The sequence below is a fragment of the Halomarina salina genome, assembly GCF_023074835.1.
GTDB lineage: Archaea > Halobacteriota > Halobacteria > Halobacteriales > Haloarculaceae > Halomarina > Halomarina salina.
In genome coordinates, this window is the sequence record NZ_JALLGW010000001.1 from 2,709,880 (window position 1) to 2,727,414 (window position 17,535).

The 17,535-nt window shown below is 65.6% G+C and carries 15 protein-coding genes and 1 pseudogene; 6 read left to right on the forward strand and 10 right to left on the reverse strand.

The window, feature by feature from the left end; all coding sequences use genetic code 11:
- Positions 1-798: 798 nt before the first annotated feature.
- The 7 genes and pseudogenes from MX571_RS13995 to MX571_RS14025 form a co-directional block, all read right to left on the reverse strand.
- Entirely contained in the window at positions 799-3,345 is a 2,547-nt protein-coding gene (locus tag MX571_RS13995; protein WP_368409026.1) for an amino acid permease, read from the reverse strand.
- Positions 3,323-4,075 carry a winged helix-turn-helix transcriptional regulator gene (locus tag MX571_RS14000; RefSeq protein WP_247417832.1) on the reverse strand — a complete coding sequence of 251 codons (753 nt, stop codon included), beginning with the start codon at positions 4,073-4,075 and terminating at the stop codon, positions 3,323-3,325. Before MX571_RS14000 ends, MX571_RS13995 begins: the two co-directional genes overlap by 23 nt.
- Positions 4,076-4,252: 177 nt before the next feature.
- A complete protein-coding gene (gene ndk / locus MX571_RS14005; protein ID WP_247417834.1) occupies positions 4,253-4,714 on the reverse strand; it encodes a nucleoside-diphosphate kinase in 462 nt (153 codons plus the stop codon).
- Positions 4,715-5,117: 403 nt separating this feature from the next.
- Positions 5,118-5,295: pseudogene (locus tag MX571_RS22725) on the reverse strand (50S ribosomal protein L24e); the annotation flags it as partial.
- The gene (locus tag MX571_RS14015; protein ID WP_247417838.1) at positions 5,296-5,517 is read right to left on the reverse strand and encodes a 30S ribosomal protein S28e; all 222 of its coding nucleotides are present in this window, start codon (positions 5,515-5,517) and stop codon (positions 5,296-5,298) included.
- Between the two features lie 4 nt (positions 5,518-5,521).
- Positions 5,522-5,884 (reverse strand): 50S ribosomal protein L7Ae, encoded by a 363-nt coding sequence (gene rpl7ae, locus MX571_RS14020; protein ID WP_247417840.1) that lies wholly within the window; start codon positions 5,882-5,884, stop codon positions 5,522-5,524.
- A 298-nt stretch (positions 5,885-6,182) separates the two neighbouring features.
- Positions 6,183-7,196 carry an NADP-dependent oxidoreductase gene (locus MX571_RS14025; protein WP_247417843.1) on the reverse strand — a complete coding sequence of 338 codons (1,014 nt, stop codon included), beginning with the start codon at positions 7,194-7,196 and terminating at the stop codon, positions 6,183-6,185.
- A gap of 112 nt (positions 7,197-7,308) precedes the next feature.
- Here MX571_RS14025 and tmcA point away from each other — a divergent pair, with 112 nt between their 5' ends.
- The 4 genes from tmcA (at position 7,309) to MX571_RS14045 (ending at position 12,009) form a co-directional block, all read left to right on the forward strand.
- Complete coding sequence (gene tmcA, locus MX571_RS14030) at positions 7,309-9,507, forward strand: tRNA(Met) cytidine acetyltransferase TmcA (RefSeq protein ID WP_247417844.1); 2,199 nt, start codon at positions 7,309-7,311, stop codon at positions 9,505-9,507.
- A complete protein-coding gene (locus MX571_RS14035) occupies positions 9,500-9,982 on the forward strand; it encodes a DUF456 family protein (protein WP_247417846.1) in 483 nt (160 codons plus the stop codon). Before tmcA ends, MX571_RS14035 begins: the two co-directional genes overlap by 8 nt.
- A 375-nt stretch (positions 9,983-10,357) precedes the next feature.
- Positions 10,358-10,738: an IS200/IS605 family transposase gene (gene tnpA / locus MX571_RS14040; protein ID WP_247417847.1), complete on the forward strand. Its 381-nt coding sequence runs from the start codon at positions 10,358-10,360 to the stop codon at positions 10,736-10,738.
- Positions 10,735-12,009, forward strand: a complete 1,275-nt coding sequence (locus MX571_RS14045) for an RNA-guided endonuclease InsQ/TnpB family protein (protein ID WP_247417849.1) — start codon at positions 10,735-10,737, stop codon at positions 12,007-12,009. The genes tnpA and MX571_RS14045 overlap by 4 nt, the downstream gene beginning before the upstream one ends.
- A gap of 47 nt (positions 12,010-12,056) precedes the next feature.
- Here MX571_RS14045 and MX571_RS14050 read toward each other — a convergent pair whose 3' ends face one another.
- From MX571_RS14050 to MX571_RS14060, 3 genes are all read right to left on the reverse strand, one after another.
- Positions 12,057-13,796 carry a glutamate--tRNA ligase gene (locus MX571_RS14050; protein ID WP_247417851.1) on the reverse strand — a complete coding sequence of 580 codons (1,740 nt, stop codon included), beginning with the start codon at positions 13,794-13,796 and terminating at the stop codon, positions 12,057-12,059.
- A gap of 419 nt (positions 13,797-14,215) precedes the next feature.
- Positions 14,216-14,506, reverse strand: a complete 291-nt coding sequence (locus tag MX571_RS14055; protein WP_247417852.1) for a PRC-barrel domain-containing protein — start codon at positions 14,504-14,506, stop codon at positions 14,216-14,218.
- Positions 14,507-14,557: 51 nt separating this feature from the next.
- Positions 14,558-15,331 (reverse strand): helix-turn-helix transcriptional regulator, encoded by a 774-nt coding sequence (locus MX571_RS14060; RefSeq protein WP_247417854.1) that lies wholly within the window; start codon positions 15,329-15,331, stop codon positions 14,558-14,560.
- Between the two features lie 378 nt (positions 15,332-15,709).
- Between MX571_RS14060 and MX571_RS14065 the strand changes: the two genes are divergently transcribed.
- Positions 15,710-16,135: a thioredoxin family protein gene (locus MX571_RS14065; RefSeq protein ID WP_247417856.1), complete on the forward strand. Its 426-nt coding sequence runs from the start codon at positions 15,710-15,712 to the stop codon at positions 16,133-16,135.
- Positions 16,136-16,296: 161 nt separating this feature from the next.
- Positions 16,297-17,466, forward strand: a complete 1,170-nt coding sequence (locus MX571_RS14070) for a CNNM domain-containing protein (RefSeq protein WP_247417858.1) — start codon at positions 16,297-16,299, stop codon at positions 17,464-17,466.
- Positions 17,467-17,535: the final 69 nt, after the last annotated feature.

Sequence of the window (17,535 nt, forward strand, 5' to 3'; positions counted from 1 at the left end):
CTCCACCGGTGGGTTCGTTCGACCGACATCTCTGCACCAGTTGGTCCTGACCCCGCGTTCCCCTTCACCGACGAGACGCAGTCTATCTCTCGTCCCACTGGAGACCGCTACCGACGACTCAACACTGTGGGTACGGTCTGAACCGTTCCCGTGGGTTCGACGGTGGCTGACCACGGCTACCCGGAACGTGGACGGCAACAATCGTGTCGAGTTGCGTCCTGGCGGACACCTCTGTCTCTGTCGTTGGCGGGACACCGCGTGGTGGGTGGGTCCAGTTGCGTCGAAAGTGCCATTCCATTCGACGCACCACTCGAGGAACGGATGCCGAGGCTCAGGTCACGTCTCCGATTCCATCGTCTCGACGCGGAGTAGTGCGAACAGGTATACCGCCCACACGACGAAGACTCCCCGCCACCATTCGAGTCCAAACAGTTGGAAGAGATACACTGCGGGTGGAGTGAGTGCAATGTGGATGCCAAGTAGGTCTCTATCGACACCTTCAGCGACGTGACCGACCCTCGTCTGAAGCGATTGGTCGCCGGCCCGGCACCCTGGTTCACCACGTCCCGAATCGTGACGTTCTTCAGGCATCGAATCAGCTCGGTGTTGGAGAAAACTAACTCTAACGGCCAGTCGTTACCGCCCCCTCAATAGAGTGCCGGGTTTTCTACGCCTGGCTGAACGTCCCGCCAGAGCACACGCGATAGAGAGGAGTGGCTTGCTTCTGGTTGGTGGACGCTCCAAACGCAGTGACCAGTCAGACGGTCATCGATCGATAAGTGGGCCCTCTCGCGGTGTTCAGTCGCCGCTCACCCACTGACGTACCGAGCCAGCCAAACGCGCTGTCCGCCCAGTTCGCCGTTTGGTCATGATCGTGATGTTCCCCGCCCGACGCCCGATCTCCTCGGGTATCGTTCCAAAGACGATCTGACGGAGTCTGCTGTCTTTCGTTGCCCCCACGATTGTGATGTCGTGTTCCTCTGCTTCTCGCAGGATCCGGTCGACAACGTCGTCGCTTTCCAGCACCTTCGTCTCGACATTCGACTCGCCTGCCGCGACGACAGCGCTGTCGAGTGCGTCCTGCGCGCTCGCTCGTTCCTTGTCACCGTCGCCCACGACCGTCACTATCGTACACGTCGCATCCTCAGTCCGTGCAATCGCGCCGGCTACTTCCGCCGCCAGTTCCGCGTGCTGGCCGCCAGCGGTCGGCACGAGAATGGAGTCGACGTCGTCACCGGTAGACGGGCCGACTCGCTCGACGAACACGTCGACGTTCGCGTTCCGGACGACCTCGTCCACAGTGCTGCCAATATCGACGTTCCCTCGACGGCGACCAGCGCCACCCCAGCCCATCAACACGCCGTCACAATCGTGCTGGTCTATCGTGTGGAGGATGGTCTCTTCGGGGTCGTGGCCGACCCGGACGAGACCGTGAACTGGCACATCGGTATCATCCGCGAGCGCCATCGCTTCGTTGACAATCTCCTCCTCGTCGTCGATGAACTGGTCGGCTCTGCTGAAGGGCGTCTGCTCTGGGACGGTAACAGCACTCATGACGAGCAACTCCGCATCCCGGTCACGAGCGATGTCGAGCGCTGTCCGCATGAGCTGTTCGACGTTCTCCGACCGGGCGATAGGGACGAGCAGTTGCTCATCGCGCTCGCGGTCTGCGACCTGGCTTCGGGCGGCGATCGTCGGTGCTGCCTGCTCGTAGTCATCTCCGCGATTTCGACGCATCCAGCCGAACCAGAACACGATGCCGATGGCCTCGGCGATGAGGCCGATGAGCAACGCCTTGAACTCGACCTGAGTGACGAGGATCAAGTTCGCGACGATAGCGACGATTGGAATCCACGGGACGAGTGGCACCTCGAACCCTCGGTCGAGGTCTGGCTGCTTCCGCCGGGACTGGATGAGCGCGATGTTCACGAAGATGAGCCCGGCGAGGAGCATGAAGTCGGCGAAGTGCGCGATAGAGTGCAGGCCGAGGTGGATACCCAGCGGTGTCGAACCTCCCTCGCTCCCCGGCGGCGTGCCGAACAGAACGCTGAACACGAGGATGTAGAAGAGTATGAGTCCACCAGTCAGCAAGACTGACGCGTATGGCGTGTTGAATCGGTCGCTGAGGTCGCCGAACACACTCGGGAGGTGACCGCGGCGACTCATGGCGAGTTTCACGCGCGAACCGGCGAGGATCGTCGCGTTGGCGGCCGAGATCATCGACAACAGCGCGCCAACGATAATGACGTAGAAGCCGATGTTTCCGAGGTAGTACTGGGCGGCGTACGCCATCGACACCTCCCCATTGTCGGCGACGTACTGGGTAGCGGCCTCGACGCCCGATAGTTCGCCGACCTGTTGGACGAGGAAGGGGAGGAACCCGTTGGTATCGTTGATGGCGATGACGATGACCAGCACGACGAGCGCGTAGACGACAGAGACGACGCCCATCGAGATGAAAATCGCTCGTGGGATGTTCCGCCCTGGACGCTCGATCTCCTCGGCGTTGGTCGCGATCGCTTCGAACCCGAAGAACGTGATGAACACGAGCGTCGTCGTCACACCGATCTCGGTGAACTGGGAGAGGTTCTCGGCGAACGAGGCCTGAACGACAGAGGGGTCGAACGCTTGGAGACCCCCGAACAGGAACAGTGCGATCAGGGCAACCTTCAGCCCCGTGACGACAATCTGGAACATTCCAGTCTCCTCGGTCCCCTTCAGGTTGACCGCGACGAGTAGCCCCAGGATGAAGACGCCAAACGACCAGTAGGGAATCGCCGCCGGGATGTTCAACGCCGGGTAGATGAATCGTCTGAACCAACTGGCGAAGCTGGCGAGGTAGAACGCGGCGCTCGCGGGATACCCTAGAATGATCGACCAGCCGACGATGTAGGTGAGGTCGCTGTCGAAGACGTTGGCGACGTACGCGTAGCCACCGCCGCTCTCGGGATACAGTGCCGAGAATTCGGCGTACGCGAGTGCGGTGAACCCAGCGACGACCCCCGCGAGGAGGAACGAGATGATGGCTGCCGCACCGACGTTACTGACGGCGAGCCCCGACAGGACGAAGATTCCGGCGGCGATCATCGTCCCGACGCCGAGTGAAATGGCACCGATCAAGCCGATATCACGATCGAGTTCGTTCGAGACAGAACGCTCGCTCATTATATGACAACCGCATGGGCCACTGGTAAACCTTGAGCTTGATTGAAAAGGGGATTGCGCTAACTGTACTGACGATGCCAGAAAATTCCGGTTGTCTGATTGGACGGGGGCTACCTGTAGAGGGTACCAGCTACGACGTGAAGCGTCGGCCCGTGGTCTATCGGTGGACCACGTCGCCACCGAAATCCTCGAGTACAGACTCCGAGAGACCGTTTCTGAAGAGAAGTGAGACGATATCACTCTCGTGGAACTCGACGTCACCTTTGGGCGTTATCATCGACTCTCCACGTTCGATGGTGACGACGAGGACGTCATCCGAGAGGATATCCGCGGCGGCGGCTTCTCCGATGGTCATTCCGACGACAGGGGCGTCTTCCAGGAGGCGTAGATCGGTCAGTTCGGCGTCACCAGCCAAGGTCATGAACCCCTTTCCAGTGTGACTGTGTTCGTCGCTCGGACCGTAGGGGGAGTACGGCTGGAACTGCTCTTCTTCTACCAGGCCCTCGTGCTCGACCTCGAGGCCGAGGTCGGTGAGCTTCCGGCTAATTCGCCCGATGTCTCGGGTGTCGGTCCCGACGGCGACGACGTGGAGGTTCTCTCGACCGATCATCGCTCGTCGGACGTTGATCACACCTGGGATCTGGAGCACTTCCTCTGCGAGTCGCTCACGGTCCGAATTCGGGGCATGACAGATGTATATCCTCGTGAGCAGGTTGTCGGCCTTCTCGTAGTTGATGTCCGCGTGATACCCCTCCAGGATGCCGCTCTCCTCGAGCCGTTCGATACGATTTCCGATCGTCCCTGCGGAGACGTCGACTTCCTCGGCCACCTCTCGAGCGGTCGTGTTACGGGCGTCCTGTGCGAGGTGAAAGAGGATGCGCTTGTCGATTCTATCGAGTCGGTACCCCATATGGCCGTCTCTTCCCAGTGTGGGGTCGAAAAGGTACTGCACTCACTCCCGTACGCTACTGTCGGACTCGCTTGTGCACCCCTAGAGTAGTTGCTATCCGGAACCCGGAGGAAGTCGCCGCAGTAGTACCGTGATTCCGGCGACCGCTGGACTACGAAACCCGAGAGGACCGCTCGCTTACTCGTACAGCCAGGTCTCGTCGATGCGCTCGTAGTCGACCAGTTCCTCGTCGTCGAAGAACAGGTCGATCTCGCGCTCGGCCGAGCCCTCCTCGGTGTCGGAGCCGTGGATGACGTTCCGGCCGAGGTCGAGGCCGTAGTCGCCGCGGATGGTGCCCGGGTCCGCTTCGAGCGGGTCCGTCGCGCCCATCATCCGGCGACCCTGGGCGACCGCGTCCTGGCCCTCCCAGACCATCGCGAGGACGGGACCCGACGTGATGAAGTCGGTCAGGTCGTCGAAGAACGGCTTGTCCTCGTGTTCGGCGTAGTGCTCGGCGGCGAGGTCGTCGGAGATCTGCATGAACTTCGCGCCGACGAGTTTCAGCCCGCGCTCCTCGAACCGGGAGACGATGTCCCCCGCGAGGCCGCGCTGGACGCCGTCGGGCTTGACCATCAGGAAGGTGCGCTCGTGGTCGCTCATTCCTCGTCGTCCTCCTCGTCGTCACCCTCGACCTCGGCCTCCGCCTCCGCTTCGGCGGATTCGAGGTCCGGCGTGCCGTCGGCCTCCTTGCCGCCGCCGGCGTCGACGACGGGTTCCTCGTCCTCGTCGCCGCGAGCCTCCTCGTCGGGGGTCTCGACGTCGCTCCCCTCGAGTTCGTCGGTGGCACCGGGCTTCTCCTCCCCGGTGGTCCCCTCGGGTTTCGTCTCGGCGACGCTCTGGGAGTCGGGCGTCGCGCCCGCCTCGCTACCGTGCTGGCGGTCCTCGTCGCCCGTCGCCGTCTCCTCGTCGGGCTGGGCGACGTCCGAGGTGGGTTCGGGCTCGTCCATCTCGGTCGAGCCCTCGTCGGCGACCTGCTGTGCCTGCTGGCCGCGGTTCGCCGCTCGTGCGCGGCGACCGGCCTCGGTCCACTCCAGGTCGCGGGCCTCGCGGCCCATCAGGTAGTTCTTCTCGGCCTTCGAGTTCACGAAGTGCAGGACGGTGCCGTCGTTCTTGACGTACATGACGCCCGTGCCGGGTTCGATCTCTTCGCCCGTGTAGTCGCAGGTGCGATTGGATGGCATCTACCGTCCTCCGATGGAGTCTGCCTCGCGGGCGGTCTCGCGCAGCTGGAGCACGTCGCCGACGCGGACCGGCCCGAGGACGTTTCGCGCGATGATGCGACCCTGGTTCTCGCCCTCGCGGATGCGACACTTGACCTGCATGGCTTCGCCGTGCATGCCGGTCTTGCCGACGATTTCGACGACCTCGGCGGACGTCGCACCGCTCTCTTCTTCGGCGCTCATCGGTCTAGTTGAGCTCCTCGAGCTTGTCGGCGATGTCCTCGACGTCGCTCTCCGCCTCGCCAGCGTCCACGATGGCGGCGGCGGCGGAGCCGACCTCGAGACCGGCCGCGTGGCCGATGTCGTCCTGCGTCTCCACGAAGAGATACGGAATCTCCTTCTCCGTGGCGAGCTCCGGGATGTGCATCACGACCTCCTCGGGCGTGACGTCCTCGGCGACGTAGACGAGCTGTGCGTTGCCTCGCTCGATGGCCTTGGTCGTCTCGTTCGTTCCTTTCTTCACCGAACCTGTGTCCCGGGCGACCTGGAGCGCCTCGATGGCGTCGTCCTCGAGGTCGGCCGGAACGTCGAAGTCTACGTATACTGGCATGATTGGATCAACCTCCCACGTGGTGGCTCGCGCCCCCTCCGCCTCGGTGGCGAACGGCCCACACGACCGTTCGACCCACCTACCGGCGCGTACCGGCGAGAGTCCCTGGCTGGGGGCATCATCAACCCCACGCGGGTTGTACCCCGTCGTTTCGACGGAGGGCATAAAAGCGCTTCCGAACGCGTCCGCCCGTGTGTCGCCCCCACACGGGTCCTCCGACCAGTTCTCGGGGACGACGGTCACGGAACGAAAGTTTTGCACGGTGACAGTTACCGCACGGTACGTCGGGCCGCCTCGCTCACTCGCGGTCGGCGACGTGGACGACCTGCTTCCCGATGTTGACGCCGTCGAAGAGCCCGAGGAACGCGTCGGGCGCGTTCTCCAGGCCCTCGGTCACCGTCTCGCGGTACTGGACCGTCCCGTCGGCGACCCACCGTCCGAGGCGTTCGGCCGCCTCCCCGTACCGGTCGGCGTAGTCGCTGACGAGGACTCCTTCGACCTTGGCACGCTTCTGGATGAGCTGTGCCAGTTTCCGCGGCCCGGTGGGGACGTCGGTCGCGTTGTAGAGCGCGATCTGCCCGCAGACGACGACGCGGGAGCGAACGTTCAACTCCCGGAACACGGCGTCCGTGACGGGCCCACCCACGTTGTCGAAGTAGACGTCGACGCCGTCGGGGCACGCCGCTCGAAGTTCGGCGTGCACGTCGCCCTCCTGGTAGTTGATACCCGCGTCGAAGCCCAGTTCGTCCGTGAGCCAGTCGATCTTCTCCTCGGCCCCGGCGACGCCGACCACGCGACAGCCGGCCTCCTTCGCGACCTGGCCGACGACAGAGCCGACCGCCCCCGCCGCGCCCGAGACGACGACGGTGTCGCCCGGTTTCGGTTCGCCCACGTCGAGCAGGCCGAAGTACGCCGTCATCCCCGGCATCCCCAGCACGCCGAGAGCCGTCGAGACGGGTGCCACGTCCGGGTCGACGGGCGTCAGCTCGTGACCGCCCGCGACGGCGTAGTCCGCCCACTGGAGTTCGCCGTTGACCACGTCACCCTCGGTCCACCGCGGATGGTTCGATTCGACTACCTCGCCGACGACGCCCGCCTGCATCGGGTCGCCCACCTCCCACGGCTCGGCGTACGACTCGGCGTCGCGCATTCGACCGCGCATGTACGGGTCGACGGACATGTACAGCGTCCGCACCAGTACCTCGTCGCGGCCCGGTTCGGGAACGTCGCGTTCGACGAACTCGAAGCAGCCCTCGTCGGGCCGACCGTCTGGTCGCTCTGCGAGCAGCCACGTCCGGTTGGTGTCACCCATGGGCGGTACTCACACGCCCCCTCCCTCAGCCTATCGGCGGCGGCGATTCGGACGGTCGACGGGACCGTTCGGTGACCGCAGGACGCAAGCCCCCCCGGCGTCCACGACCACCATGCTCGGTTCGCTCGCTCGCACCCTCCGCGAGGAAGCCCGTCGCGCCGACGAGCGACGGCTCTGCTGTCTCGCGGGGGAGGCCGACCCGGAACCCGCGCTTCAGGAGGTGCTCGACGCGGCCGACCTCGACGACGCCGTCCTCCTCGGCCACCGTGACCTCGCGGCCCTGACGCGCCACGAACCCCGGCAGGCCGGTGCCCTCCTCGGGACGACCCGCGACTGCGTCGTCGTGGACCTGCGCGACGAGTGTCGCCCGAACGCCCTCGGCCGCGCCGTCGGTGCCGTCGACGGCGGGGGGCTGCTCGTCGTCCTCGCACCGCCGCTCGACGACTGGCCCGACCGTCGCGACCGGTTCGACGAGACGCTGGCCGTCCCGCCGGACACCCTCGACGACGTCGCCGGGAACTTCCGACGGAGACTCGTCGGGTTGCTCCGCGCCCATCCGGGCGTCGCCCTCGTCGACCTCGATTCGGGGACCGTCGAACGCGACGGCCTGACCGAGCCCGCACCCACGCAGCCGACTTCCCCGCCTGCACTCCCGGACGACCACGCCTTCCCTCGCGTCGCCTACGAGTCGTGTCTCACCGACGACCAGGTCGCCGCGGTGCAGGCGTTCGAAGCGCTCCGGGAGGGGAACAGCGCCGTCGTCTGCACCGCCGACCGCGGGCGAGGCAAGTCCAGCGCGGCGGGTATCGCCGCCGGAGCCCTCGCCGCGGCGGGCCGGGACGTGCTCGTGACGGCGAGCGACCGGCGCGGCGCGGGGGAACTGTTCGCCCGTGCTCGTGCCGTCCTCGACGCCATGGGGCTGCTCGCCCACGGGGAGGAGACGGTGCAAGCGACCGACGGTGGTCGGGTCCGCTTCGCCTCGCCCGCGGAGGCGACCGACCTGCCAGACGACCCCGACGTCGTGTTCGTGGACGAGGCGGCCGGCCTCCCCGTGGACCTGCTCGCCGCCTTCCTCGGTCGTGTGCCGGTCGGCTACGCGACGACGGTCCACGGCTACGAGGGCGCGGGACGGGGGTTCGCCGTGCGATTCAGCGAGCGACTCGCCCGGAACGACGTCGACGTGCGGGAGGTGACGATGGCCGACCCCATCCGCTACGCCGGGACCGACCCCGTCGAACCGTGGGCGTTCCGGGCGCTGCTGCTCGACGCCAGCCCGCCGGTCGAACCGCTCGTCGCCGACGCGACGCCCGAGTCCGTCGAGTACGTCTCACCCTCGTCCGCGGACCTGCGCGAGGACGAGCACCTGCTCCGTGAAGCGTTCGGGTTGCTCGTCCTCGCGCACTACCGGACGGAACCCGACGACCTGGCGCGACTGCTCGACGCGCCGAACCTCACGACCCACCTGCTCACGCACGACGGACACTCCGTCGCCGTCGCACTCGTCGCCCGTGAAGGCGGACTGGACCCCGAGACGTGCGCCGAGGTGTACCGCGAGGGCCGCGTCCAGGGCAACATGCTCCCGGACCTCATGACGGGACAGTTGCGCGACCCCGACGCGGCCGGACCGGTGGGACGCCGGGTCGTCCGCATCGCCGTCCACCCGCAGGTCCAGTCCCAGGGACTCGGGAGCCGACTTCTCGACGACCTGCACGGGGAGTTCGACGATGCCGACTGGTTCGGGACGAGTTTCGGCGCGACGCCGCGACTGCTGGCGTTCTGGCAGGACAACGGCTACCGCCCCGTCCACCTCTCGGCGACGCGCAACGCCACCAGCGGTGAACACTCGGCGGCCCTGCTCCGTGGCGACGACTCGCCGCTCGTCGCTCGCCACGCGCGCTGGTTCCGCGAACGCGTCGGCGACGTGCTGGCCGACACGCTCCGGGAAGTGGACGCCGACGTGGTCCGGCGAACGCTCGCCGGGACCACGTTCGAGGAACCGAACCTGACCGACCGCGAGTGGCGACTCGTCGCGGCCGCCGCGTACGGCCCCGGCCAGTTCGACATGCACCCCGGTCCGTTCCGGCGACTCGCGCTCGCGGTGCTCACGGACCCGGAGTCGGACCTGAGCGCCGACCGGGAGCGGCTGCTCGTCCGTCGCGTCCTCCAGTTCCACGACTGGGAGGTGACCGCCGAGGAACTCGACTACTTCACCGCGAGCGGTGCCCGGCGCGAACTCGGTCGGACGTTGCAAGTGCTCGTGGAACGGTACGGTTTGAAGGCGGCCCGCGACGAACGCGACCGATATGGTTGAACCGCTCGGCTGGATCGCTCTCGGGCTGCTGGTCCTCGCCGTCGTCGGTGCGGTCGCGCCGCTGATTCCAGGTGCGTTGCTCTCCTTCGCGGGGATCCTCCTCTACTGGTACTCGACCGGGTACGCCTCACCCTCGACGTACGTCGTGGTAGTGCTGTCGCTCGTCGCACTCGGGACGGCGGCGGTCGACTACTTCGGCGGAGCGCTCGCGGCGAAGGCGGGCGGCGCGTCGACGTTGAGCACGCTCGTCGCCTCCGTCGTCGGTATCGTCCTCCTGTTCCTGACGGGGCCGGTCGGACTCATCCTCGGCGTCACCGTCTCCGTGTTCGTCGTCGAGTACTGGCGGAACCGGGACGCGAGGCAGAGCGCGCGAGCGACGCTGTACGCCGCCATCGGTATCCTCGCCTCGACGGTGGTGCAGGTGCTCACGACGCTCTCCCTGCTGGTCGCGATGCTGTTCGTCGCGTTCGCGTAGCTGACAGGCGACGCGGCGTCTATCGATGGTGGTTCACCACCGTATCGACGTCGACGTGGGCGGGTGCGCCGCACGGTACGGGCCGCTCTCGGCCCCGGAGTCGCCCACGGGTCTGGTCAGGACATCGGCGACGCTGGCCGCGGCCTCCTATATGAATCCTCGCCACATGGCGAAAGTGGAGATATTCGTCTGGTCGAGGGGTGGTGTGGTCGAAGAGAGGTCGTCGGAGTCCCGAGGTGTTACGGAAAATTCGAGGCGAAAGCCTCGTCCTTCAGGGCGGGGATGAAGCCGACCAACAGTATTTAACCGCCGACGACACCACAGACGGGGTTCCAACGCAATGATTAAGCCGTCCGACCGTGATAGTATACATAGATGGTAAAGAGCACCCGTCACGCGGAATACGAACTCTACTACCACATAGTGTTCGTGCCGAACTATCGGCGTTCGCACCTGACGGGGAAGACGAAGGAACGTCTCGAAGCCATCTTCGCGGAAATCTGTGAGGACAAAGACCTCGAACTGGCCGAGTCCGAGGTCATGCCCGACCACGTACACCTGTTCATCGGGAGTCCGCCCAAGAACGCCCCGTCACTCATCGTCAACTGGGTCAAGGGCATCTCGGCGCGGAAGTACAACCAACGCTACGACGACCGCGTGAAGTGGACTCGTTCGTACTACGTCGGTACGGCGGGAAGCTCCTCGAGGGGCGCTGTCGAACAGTACATCGCTGAACAGGAAGGTGACGACGAATGAAGCGCGTCAACACCTTCGAGGTGGTTCCACAGACCGAAAACGACAAAGAGTGCCTCCTACGGCTACTCGACGCCTCCGCTTCCCTGTGGAACGAACTCACCTACGAACGCCGTCAGAACTACTTCGGTGACGGCGACGTGTGGGACACCTCCGAGTACCGAGGACGCTACAACGGCGTCGTCGGAAGCGCGACCGTCCAACAGGTCACGCGCAAAAGCTCGGAAGCGTGGCGGTCGTTCTTCGCCCTCAAGGAGAACGGCGAGTATGCCAACCCACCGTCGTACTGGGGCAACGAGGAGGACGGACACGAACTCCGTACCTACATTCGGTGCAACCAGTACACGATTCAGTGGGGCAAGCGTAGCCGTCTCGAAATCTCTGTCGGGCAAGAACTGAAAGACGAATACGGACTCGGCTACCACGAACGACTCAGCCTCGAAGTCCGAGGCAACCCGAAGTGGAACGGCAAACAGGGTCGTCTGGAACTTGAGTACGACGAGGTTAGCGACACGTTCAGGGCTTTCCAACCAGTCACCGTCCCTGATTCTCGACTGGATTCACCACTGGCTTCTCACGAAGCCGCCCTCGACGTTGGCGCGAACAATCTCGTCGCCTGTTCCACGACCACTGGGAACCAGTACCTCTACGACGGTCAGGAGTTGTTCGGACGGTTCCGCGAGACAACTGACGAAATCGCCCGCCTACAGTCGAAACTCCGAGAGGGACGCTACTCCTCGAAACGGATTCGACGGCTGTACCGACAGCGGACAAAGCGTCGTGATCACGCACAGAACGCGCTGGTACGTGACCTCGTTCAACGACTGTACGACGAGGGCGTAGCGACGGTGTACGTGGGCGACTTGACCGACGTGCTGGAAACGCACTGGTCGGTCAGGGTCAACGAGAAGACGCACAACTTCTGGGCGTTCAAGAAGTTCATCCACCGTCTCGCGTGCGTCTGTGAGGAGTACGGTATCAGCCTCGAAGCCGAGTCGGAAGCGTGGACGAGTCAGACGTGTCCTGTGTGTGGCGACCATGAGGAGACCGTTCGCCACGGGGAGACGCTGACGTGTCCGTGTGGCTTCGAGGGGCACGCCGACCTCACGGCGTCAGAGACGTTCCTTCGAGAAACCAGCGATTGCGAAATCAGGCCGATGGCACGGCCCGTGCGATTCGAGTGGGACGACCACGATTGGTCGGGGACACCATACCCTCACGACAGTCCCAAAGAAGTGCGCACAAACCCGCAAGTTGCCTCCGTGGGTCGGTAGCCGAACCCCCAACGGAGGAATCCTCGTGCTTTACCACGGGGAGGATGTCAAGGGTGTGCGAAGTACGCGACGTGTTCCTCGTCCGGGGCCTCCGGGACCGAGTCGACGCGAGCGAACCCGATGCGCTCGAACTGGACCACGTCGTCCGGGTCGTAGTCGTGGAACCCCGGTTCGGCGAAGCCGGAGACGTCCCCCTCCATCGTCCGTAACGTGACGGGGACGCTCTCACTGGCCGGAACCCAGTGGACGACCGGTACGTCCTCCTCGCGGACGGCGTCGATGTCGTCGTCGGTGAACTCGAACGCCGGGTCGCCGTCGACCGGGTCGGTGTAGCGGACGGGGCCGTACCCCTTCAGCCAGACGCGGTCGCCGACGTCCGGGACGTCCTCCAGTTCGATTCGGACGGCGTCGGAGACGGGGATGTCCCGGTTGCCACGGTCCTCGTGGTCGGGGTGGAGCGGCGGGTGGGCGGCGTCGGGTCCGCCCTCGACCGGTATCTCCGCCCCCTCGCGGACGAGGAACCGGCGGTCGGCCTCGTCGTCGACGAGTTCGCGGTTCTTCGCGTAGACCGTCGACATCGCGAGGTCCACGTCGCTGGTGGAGGTACCGAGTTCGACGATGGCGTCGACGACGGCCTGTCCCTGGATTCCGCGGCGCTTCACGCTGGCGAGCGTGGGGGCGCGCGGGTCGTCCCAGCCGTCGAGGTCGCCCGACTCGACGAGCGACTTGATGGTCGAGGTGCTCATCTTCACGTCGTAGGCGTCGATCTGTATCTTCCCCCAGTGGACCACCTCGGGGTACTCCCAGCCGAAGTAGTCGTAGACGAATCGCTGTTTCTTCGCGGAGTCCTGCAGGTCGATGCCACGGACGATGTGCGTGATACCGAGCAGGTGGTCGTCGATACCGCTCTGGAAGTCGAGCATCGGCCACGCGCGGTAGTCGGCCGCCTCCTCGCGCGGGTGGGGCGTGTCTATCATCCGGAACGCGACGAAGTCCCGCAGCGCCGGGTTCTTGTGGTCGATGTCGGTCCGCACGCGGAGGACCATCTCGCCGCTCTCGTACTCGCCGTCGACCATCCCCTCGAACTCCTCGCGGACCGTCTCCACGTCCTTCTCGCGGTGAGGGCACGCCTCGCCGGAGTTCTTCATGTCTGAGAACTCGCCAGCCTCACAGGAGCAGGTGTACGCCCCACCGAGGTCGACGAGGTCACGGGCGTGGTCGTAGTACGTCTCCATCCGGTCGCTGGCGCGGACCACCTCGTCCGGTTCGAAGCCCAGGTAGTCGATGGCGTCGAGGATGGCGTCGTAGGCGTCGAGGTCCGGGCGCTTCGTCTCGGGGTCGGTGTCGTCGAACCGACACAGCATCCAGCCGTCGTAGAGGTCCTTGTACGTCCCGATGACGGCGGGCATTCGGGCGTTGCCGAGGTGCCACGGCCCGTTCGGGTTCGGCGCGAGACGCATCCGAATCTGGTCGTACTCGTCGGCGTTCGGGAGGTCGGGCAGTATCTGGTCGTCCTCCTCCTCGTCGGCGTCCAACTCGGCGACGGCCTCGGGGTCGAGTTCTTCCAGTCGCTCGCGTTTCTCCGCGTTCGAGAGGCCGTTGACGCGACCGACGACGGGCGCGACGACGCCCGCTATCTGGTCGCCGTGCTCGCGGAACTCGGGGTTCTCGCCCATCAGCGGCCCCATGATGGCACCGACCTGTGCGTCGCTGTCGTGTTTGAGCGCGTTGAAGAGGGCGTTGACCTCCGCCTCGCGCTCGACACGCTCGCGAATCTCGTCGTCCATTACGCCGGGATAGCTGCTTGCGGGTGAAAACTGCGTGGGATTCGCTGCTAGGAGTTGGAGGTGGTTTCGGAGTGGGTTTGGGAGACACGGCTGTGAACACCTCGAAAGCCCCCGTGCTCTCGTGAGGCGAGACGACGTAAGCACGCGACCAGCGGGAGCGCGCGCAGCGAGTCGCAGCCCACGAGAGCACGGCCCCTTTCAGTCCGCCCGCGCCGACTGATTCGCCAGCTATCGCGGGTGGACTGAAAGGGGCGAGGCGCTGGGCGAAGTCGCGGACGGGTGAGCACCGCAGCGACCGAAGGGAGCGAGGAGCACGCCCGCCGCACCGAGTCCAGCGCCTCGGGGCTTTCGAGATGTTTGCTACGCTGGCAGTCACTCGATAGAAGGTACGAGAACAGAAATCGGAGAGTTCGACTCCCTTACGCTGCTGCTTCCTGCTCGGGGTCTTTCATGCGCTCGACGATGTCGTTGATGAGGATGACGTCGCCGACGGCCCGGACCCAGCGGTACGGGATGATGACGCCGCGTGCGCCGCGGACGCGGTCGTCGAACAGTTCGACGTTGAGGTCGGCGAGGGCGAGTCCCGTCACCTGCTCGGTGTCGAGGTCGAGTCGGAGGTCCTCGACCTGCCCGATGAACACGCCGTTGTTCGAGTAGACTTCCCGCCCGACGAGTGTCGTAATCTCCTGTGGACCCGCGTCTGCATCCATACGCAGGCGGTGGTCCGGTGGGGTCTTAACCCTTGGCTGACCCGTCTGACGCTACGGTGACGGGAGCGGGTCCGCAGCGTCCCAGTGCCGGTCGATGAACGACGCCGTCCACGAGACGGCCTCTGGAGAGTCGTTGGTGACGAGCCCGCGAAGCCCGTCCGGGCCGTAGACGGTGAGCGACGCGACCTGCTCCCCGTCGCGCTCGTGGAGCTTCACGCTACACGGCAGGGTCTCGGACGTCTGTCGGACCTCGACGATGTCCCGGTGGAACACCGGGTCGTCGGCGGTGCCGTACTCGCTGACGAGTCGTTCGAGCACCGCCGACGGGAAGACCATCTGGACCGAGGTGCCCCCGTCTATCGCGTCGCGGTAGTTGTCGACGTACTGTTCTGAGACGGCGCTGATGAGGCCGTTGACGTTGTCGGCCCACGAGAGGAGCTGGGCGTTCGTCTCGGCGGGTCGGTGCGGCGCGATGGGCGACGGCCTGACGACGGTCGCTCCCGCGAACAGGTCCGGCGGGAACGGTGCGTCGTGCGGGAGCACCGTGAGCACGTCGAGCGCGGCGTCGATACCGCGTGTTCGCTCCTGGAGGTGGTCGAACGCGTCGAGTGTGAGTCGCCCCGCGAGCGTCGTCCGGTAGCCGTCGTCGGTCCGTTCGACGAGGTCCTGTGTGGCCAGTTCACGGAGCGCCCGGTCGACGGTCGAACGGGAGACGTCGAGCCTTGCCGCGAGGTCTCGCTTCCGGACGGGGTCGTTATTTAACTCTCGTAACACCGATGTCCGGCGGGTGAGCAGGTCGAGAAGAGTGGAGGGCCTCGAATCCATCGATGTTTCGTCGTGGAGCGACGCGTATCAATCCACCGTTCCGGAGTCGGTTTGACATAAATACTGCAAAGAGATATATAGTGTTGGTCGCACCGTGACCAAATCTGCGAGGCGTGCACTCATAACACCCGCCCCCGTACAGCGGCCTGCCGGAAGCCTCTGACACTCCCCGGCACGCGCGTCGTTCGACGCGCACGGCCACCGGTCGGCCCGGACCGGTGGTGCTCGGGGGAGCACTCTCCCCCGACTTCTCACGAACCGATACGCGCAGCGTCCCGTCCCGGCCGTGCGGTCGCGGTCCCGACGGGTCGTACGGTCGTGCGGTCGTCGGACACAGGGTCGGGAGAGCTAAATCGCCTCGCAGCCGTATCTGGACACATGACTGACGACGAGCGCGAGGCGATTCGAGCACGAAAGCGCGACGAACTGGTCGAGCGAACGAACGCCGAGAACGCGAGCGATGGGGGTGCCAACGGCGCGGACAGGCCGACCGAACCGCTCCACGTCGACGGGCAAGCGGGCCTCGACGAGGTACTGAGCCAGTACCCGCTGGTTCTCGTGGACTACCACGCCGAGTGGTGCGGACCGTGCAAGATGCTCGAACCGACGGTGAAGACGCTGGCCGCCGACTCACCCGCCGTCGTCGCGAAGGTCGACATCGACGAGAACCAGGCGCTCGCCCAGCAACAGGGCATCCGCGGGGTCCCGACGCTCCAGCTGTACGCGAACGGCGAACGGGTCGAGCAGGTGGTCGGTGTCAAGGACGAGTCCTCGCTACGGTCGCTCATCCAGCAGCACGCCTGACGCAGACGACGCGCTGCCGCTCGGCGACGGTCCTATAGCAGTTCGATAGACACTCGGTATCGGTTCGGAGCACCAGCCACGGTCGCGGTCCGTTCGGGCGACCGACCGAGTAGGCCTGGCTGGCCGCAGACTTACCACCCGACTCCGAGTAGCGGGTCGCCATGAGTACGTTGAGTCAGGCGCTCGGCCTCCTCGCGGGGGTCGTACTGTTGTTCGGGAACGCCTTCTTCGTCGTCTCAGAGTTCGCGATGACCCGCGTTCGCCAGTTCGACGAGAGCGAGTTCCAGGGGCACCGCGGGCTGGAACGCGCGTGGGAGATGACCGAGGAGCTGGAGATATACCTCTCCGGCTGCCAGGTCGGCATCACCATCTGTTCGGTCGGTCTGGGGTACGTCGCCGAACCCGCGCTCGCGGCCATCCTCGACCCCGCGGTGAAGGCGGTGGGGTTGGGCGGCCTGCTGGGTGGCGGTGGCGAGGGCGGTCACACTGCCATCGCCGTCGTCCTCGCACTCCTCGTCATCAACCTTCTGCACATCGTCATCGGCGAGCAGTCGCCGACGTACCTCGGTGTCGAGCGCTCGAAGACCGTCTGCAAGTACTGCGCGTACCCGTTGTACCTCTGGGCGACGGTCATGAAGCCGGTCATCCTCGTCGCCGACCGCATCGCCAAGGCACTCCTGCGCCTGTTCGGCGTCTCCATCGAGCGGTCGTGGGCCGACGAGGAGATGGAGGACGGCGAGGACGGCGAGGCGACGGACCGTGCCGACGTCCGCCGACAGATGGGCGAACGGCTCTCCGGACTCGGACTCACCGGCGAGCGGAAGGAGGAGGTGCTGGCCGCCATCGACATCGACCAGATGACCATCTACGACGTGATGGTCCCCGTCGAGGACGTCGTCACCCTCCGAACCGACGCCTCGTTCGAGGAGAACCTCGACACGATGCGCGAGGCGTCGCTCTCGCGGTTCCCGCTTGTCGGCGACTCCATTCAGGACTTCCGCGGCGTCGTCCACGCCCCGGCGGTCATCCGCGAACTCGACGGACTGCGCGACGGAAGCGTGACGCTATCGGACGTCGCCGCCCCACCGATGACCGTCGAAGCGGGCGAGGACGTCGCCGACACCATCGACCGGTTCCAGGCGGAGAACCAGGAACTGGCGCTCGTCACCGGCGGCTCACCTGACGACGAGGAGCCCCTGGAGGCGCTCGACGCGGGCGACGACGAGGTGGTCGGCCTCGTGACGGCGACGGACTGCTTCGAAGCCATCACCGGCGAACTCGAAGACCCGCTGGACGCGGAAGAAGAGTCGGCGACGGGGTCGGCGCACTGACCGCTCGGCGTCGATTCGTGGGCGTCGAGAGGGGGAACACGCAGGGTGAAGATGTCCCCTGCGTGTGAC

Bases quoted from the DNA above. Each gene is read 5' to 3' on its own strand.
- MX571_RS14000 (WP_247417832.1), bottom strand. From the start codon at position 4,075: ATGGGGTACCGACTCGATAGAATCGACAAGCGCATCCTCTTTCACCTC.
- ndk (WP_247417834.1), bottom strand. From the start codon at position 4,714: ATGAGCGACCACGAGCGCACCTTCCTGATGGTCAAGCCCGACGGCGTC.
- MX571_RS14015 (WP_247417838.1), bottom strand. From the start codon at position 5,517: ATGAGCGCCGAAGAAGAGAGCGGTGCGACGTCCGCCGAGGTCGTCGAA.
- rpl7ae (WP_247417840.1), bottom strand. From the start codon at position 5,884: ATGCCAGTATACGTAGACTTCGACGTTCCGGCCGACCTCGAGGACGAC.
- MX571_RS14025 (WP_247417843.1), bottom strand. From the start codon at position 7,196: ATGGGTGACACCAACCGGACGTGGCTGCTCGCAGAGCGACCAGACGGT.
- tmcA (WP_247417844.1), top strand. From the start codon at position 7,309: ATGCTCGGTTCGCTCGCTCGCACCCTCCGCGAGGAAGCCCGTCGCGCC.
- MX571_RS14035 (WP_247417846.1), top strand. From the start codon at position 9,500: ATGGTTGAACCGCTCGGCTGGATCGCTCTCGGGCTGCTGGTCCTCGCC.
- tnpA (WP_247417847.1), top strand. From the start codon at position 10,358: ATGGTAAAGAGCACCCGTCACGCGGAATACGAACTCTACTACCACATA.
- MX571_RS14045 (WP_247417849.1), top strand. From the start codon at position 10,735: ATGAAGCGCGTCAACACCTTCGAGGTGGTTCCACAGACCGAAAACGAC.
- MX571_RS14050 (WP_247417851.1), bottom strand. From the start codon at position 13,796: ATGGACGACGAGATTCGCGAGCGTGTCGAGCGCGAGGCGGAGGTCAAC.
- MX571_RS14055 (WP_247417852.1), bottom strand. From the start codon at position 14,506: ATGGATGCAGACGCGGGTCCACAGGAGATTACGACACTCGTCGGGCGG.
- MX571_RS14060 (WP_247417854.1), bottom strand. From the start codon at position 15,331: ATGGATTCGAGGCCCTCCACTCTTCTCGACCTGCTCACCCGCCGGACA.
- MX571_RS14065 (WP_247417856.1), top strand. From the start codon at position 15,710: ATGACTGACGACGAGCGCGAGGCGATTCGAGCACGAAAGCGCGACGAA.
- MX571_RS14070 (WP_247417858.1), top strand. From the start codon at position 16,297: ATGAGTACGTTGAGTCAGGCGCTCGGCCTCCTCGCGGGGGTCGTACTG.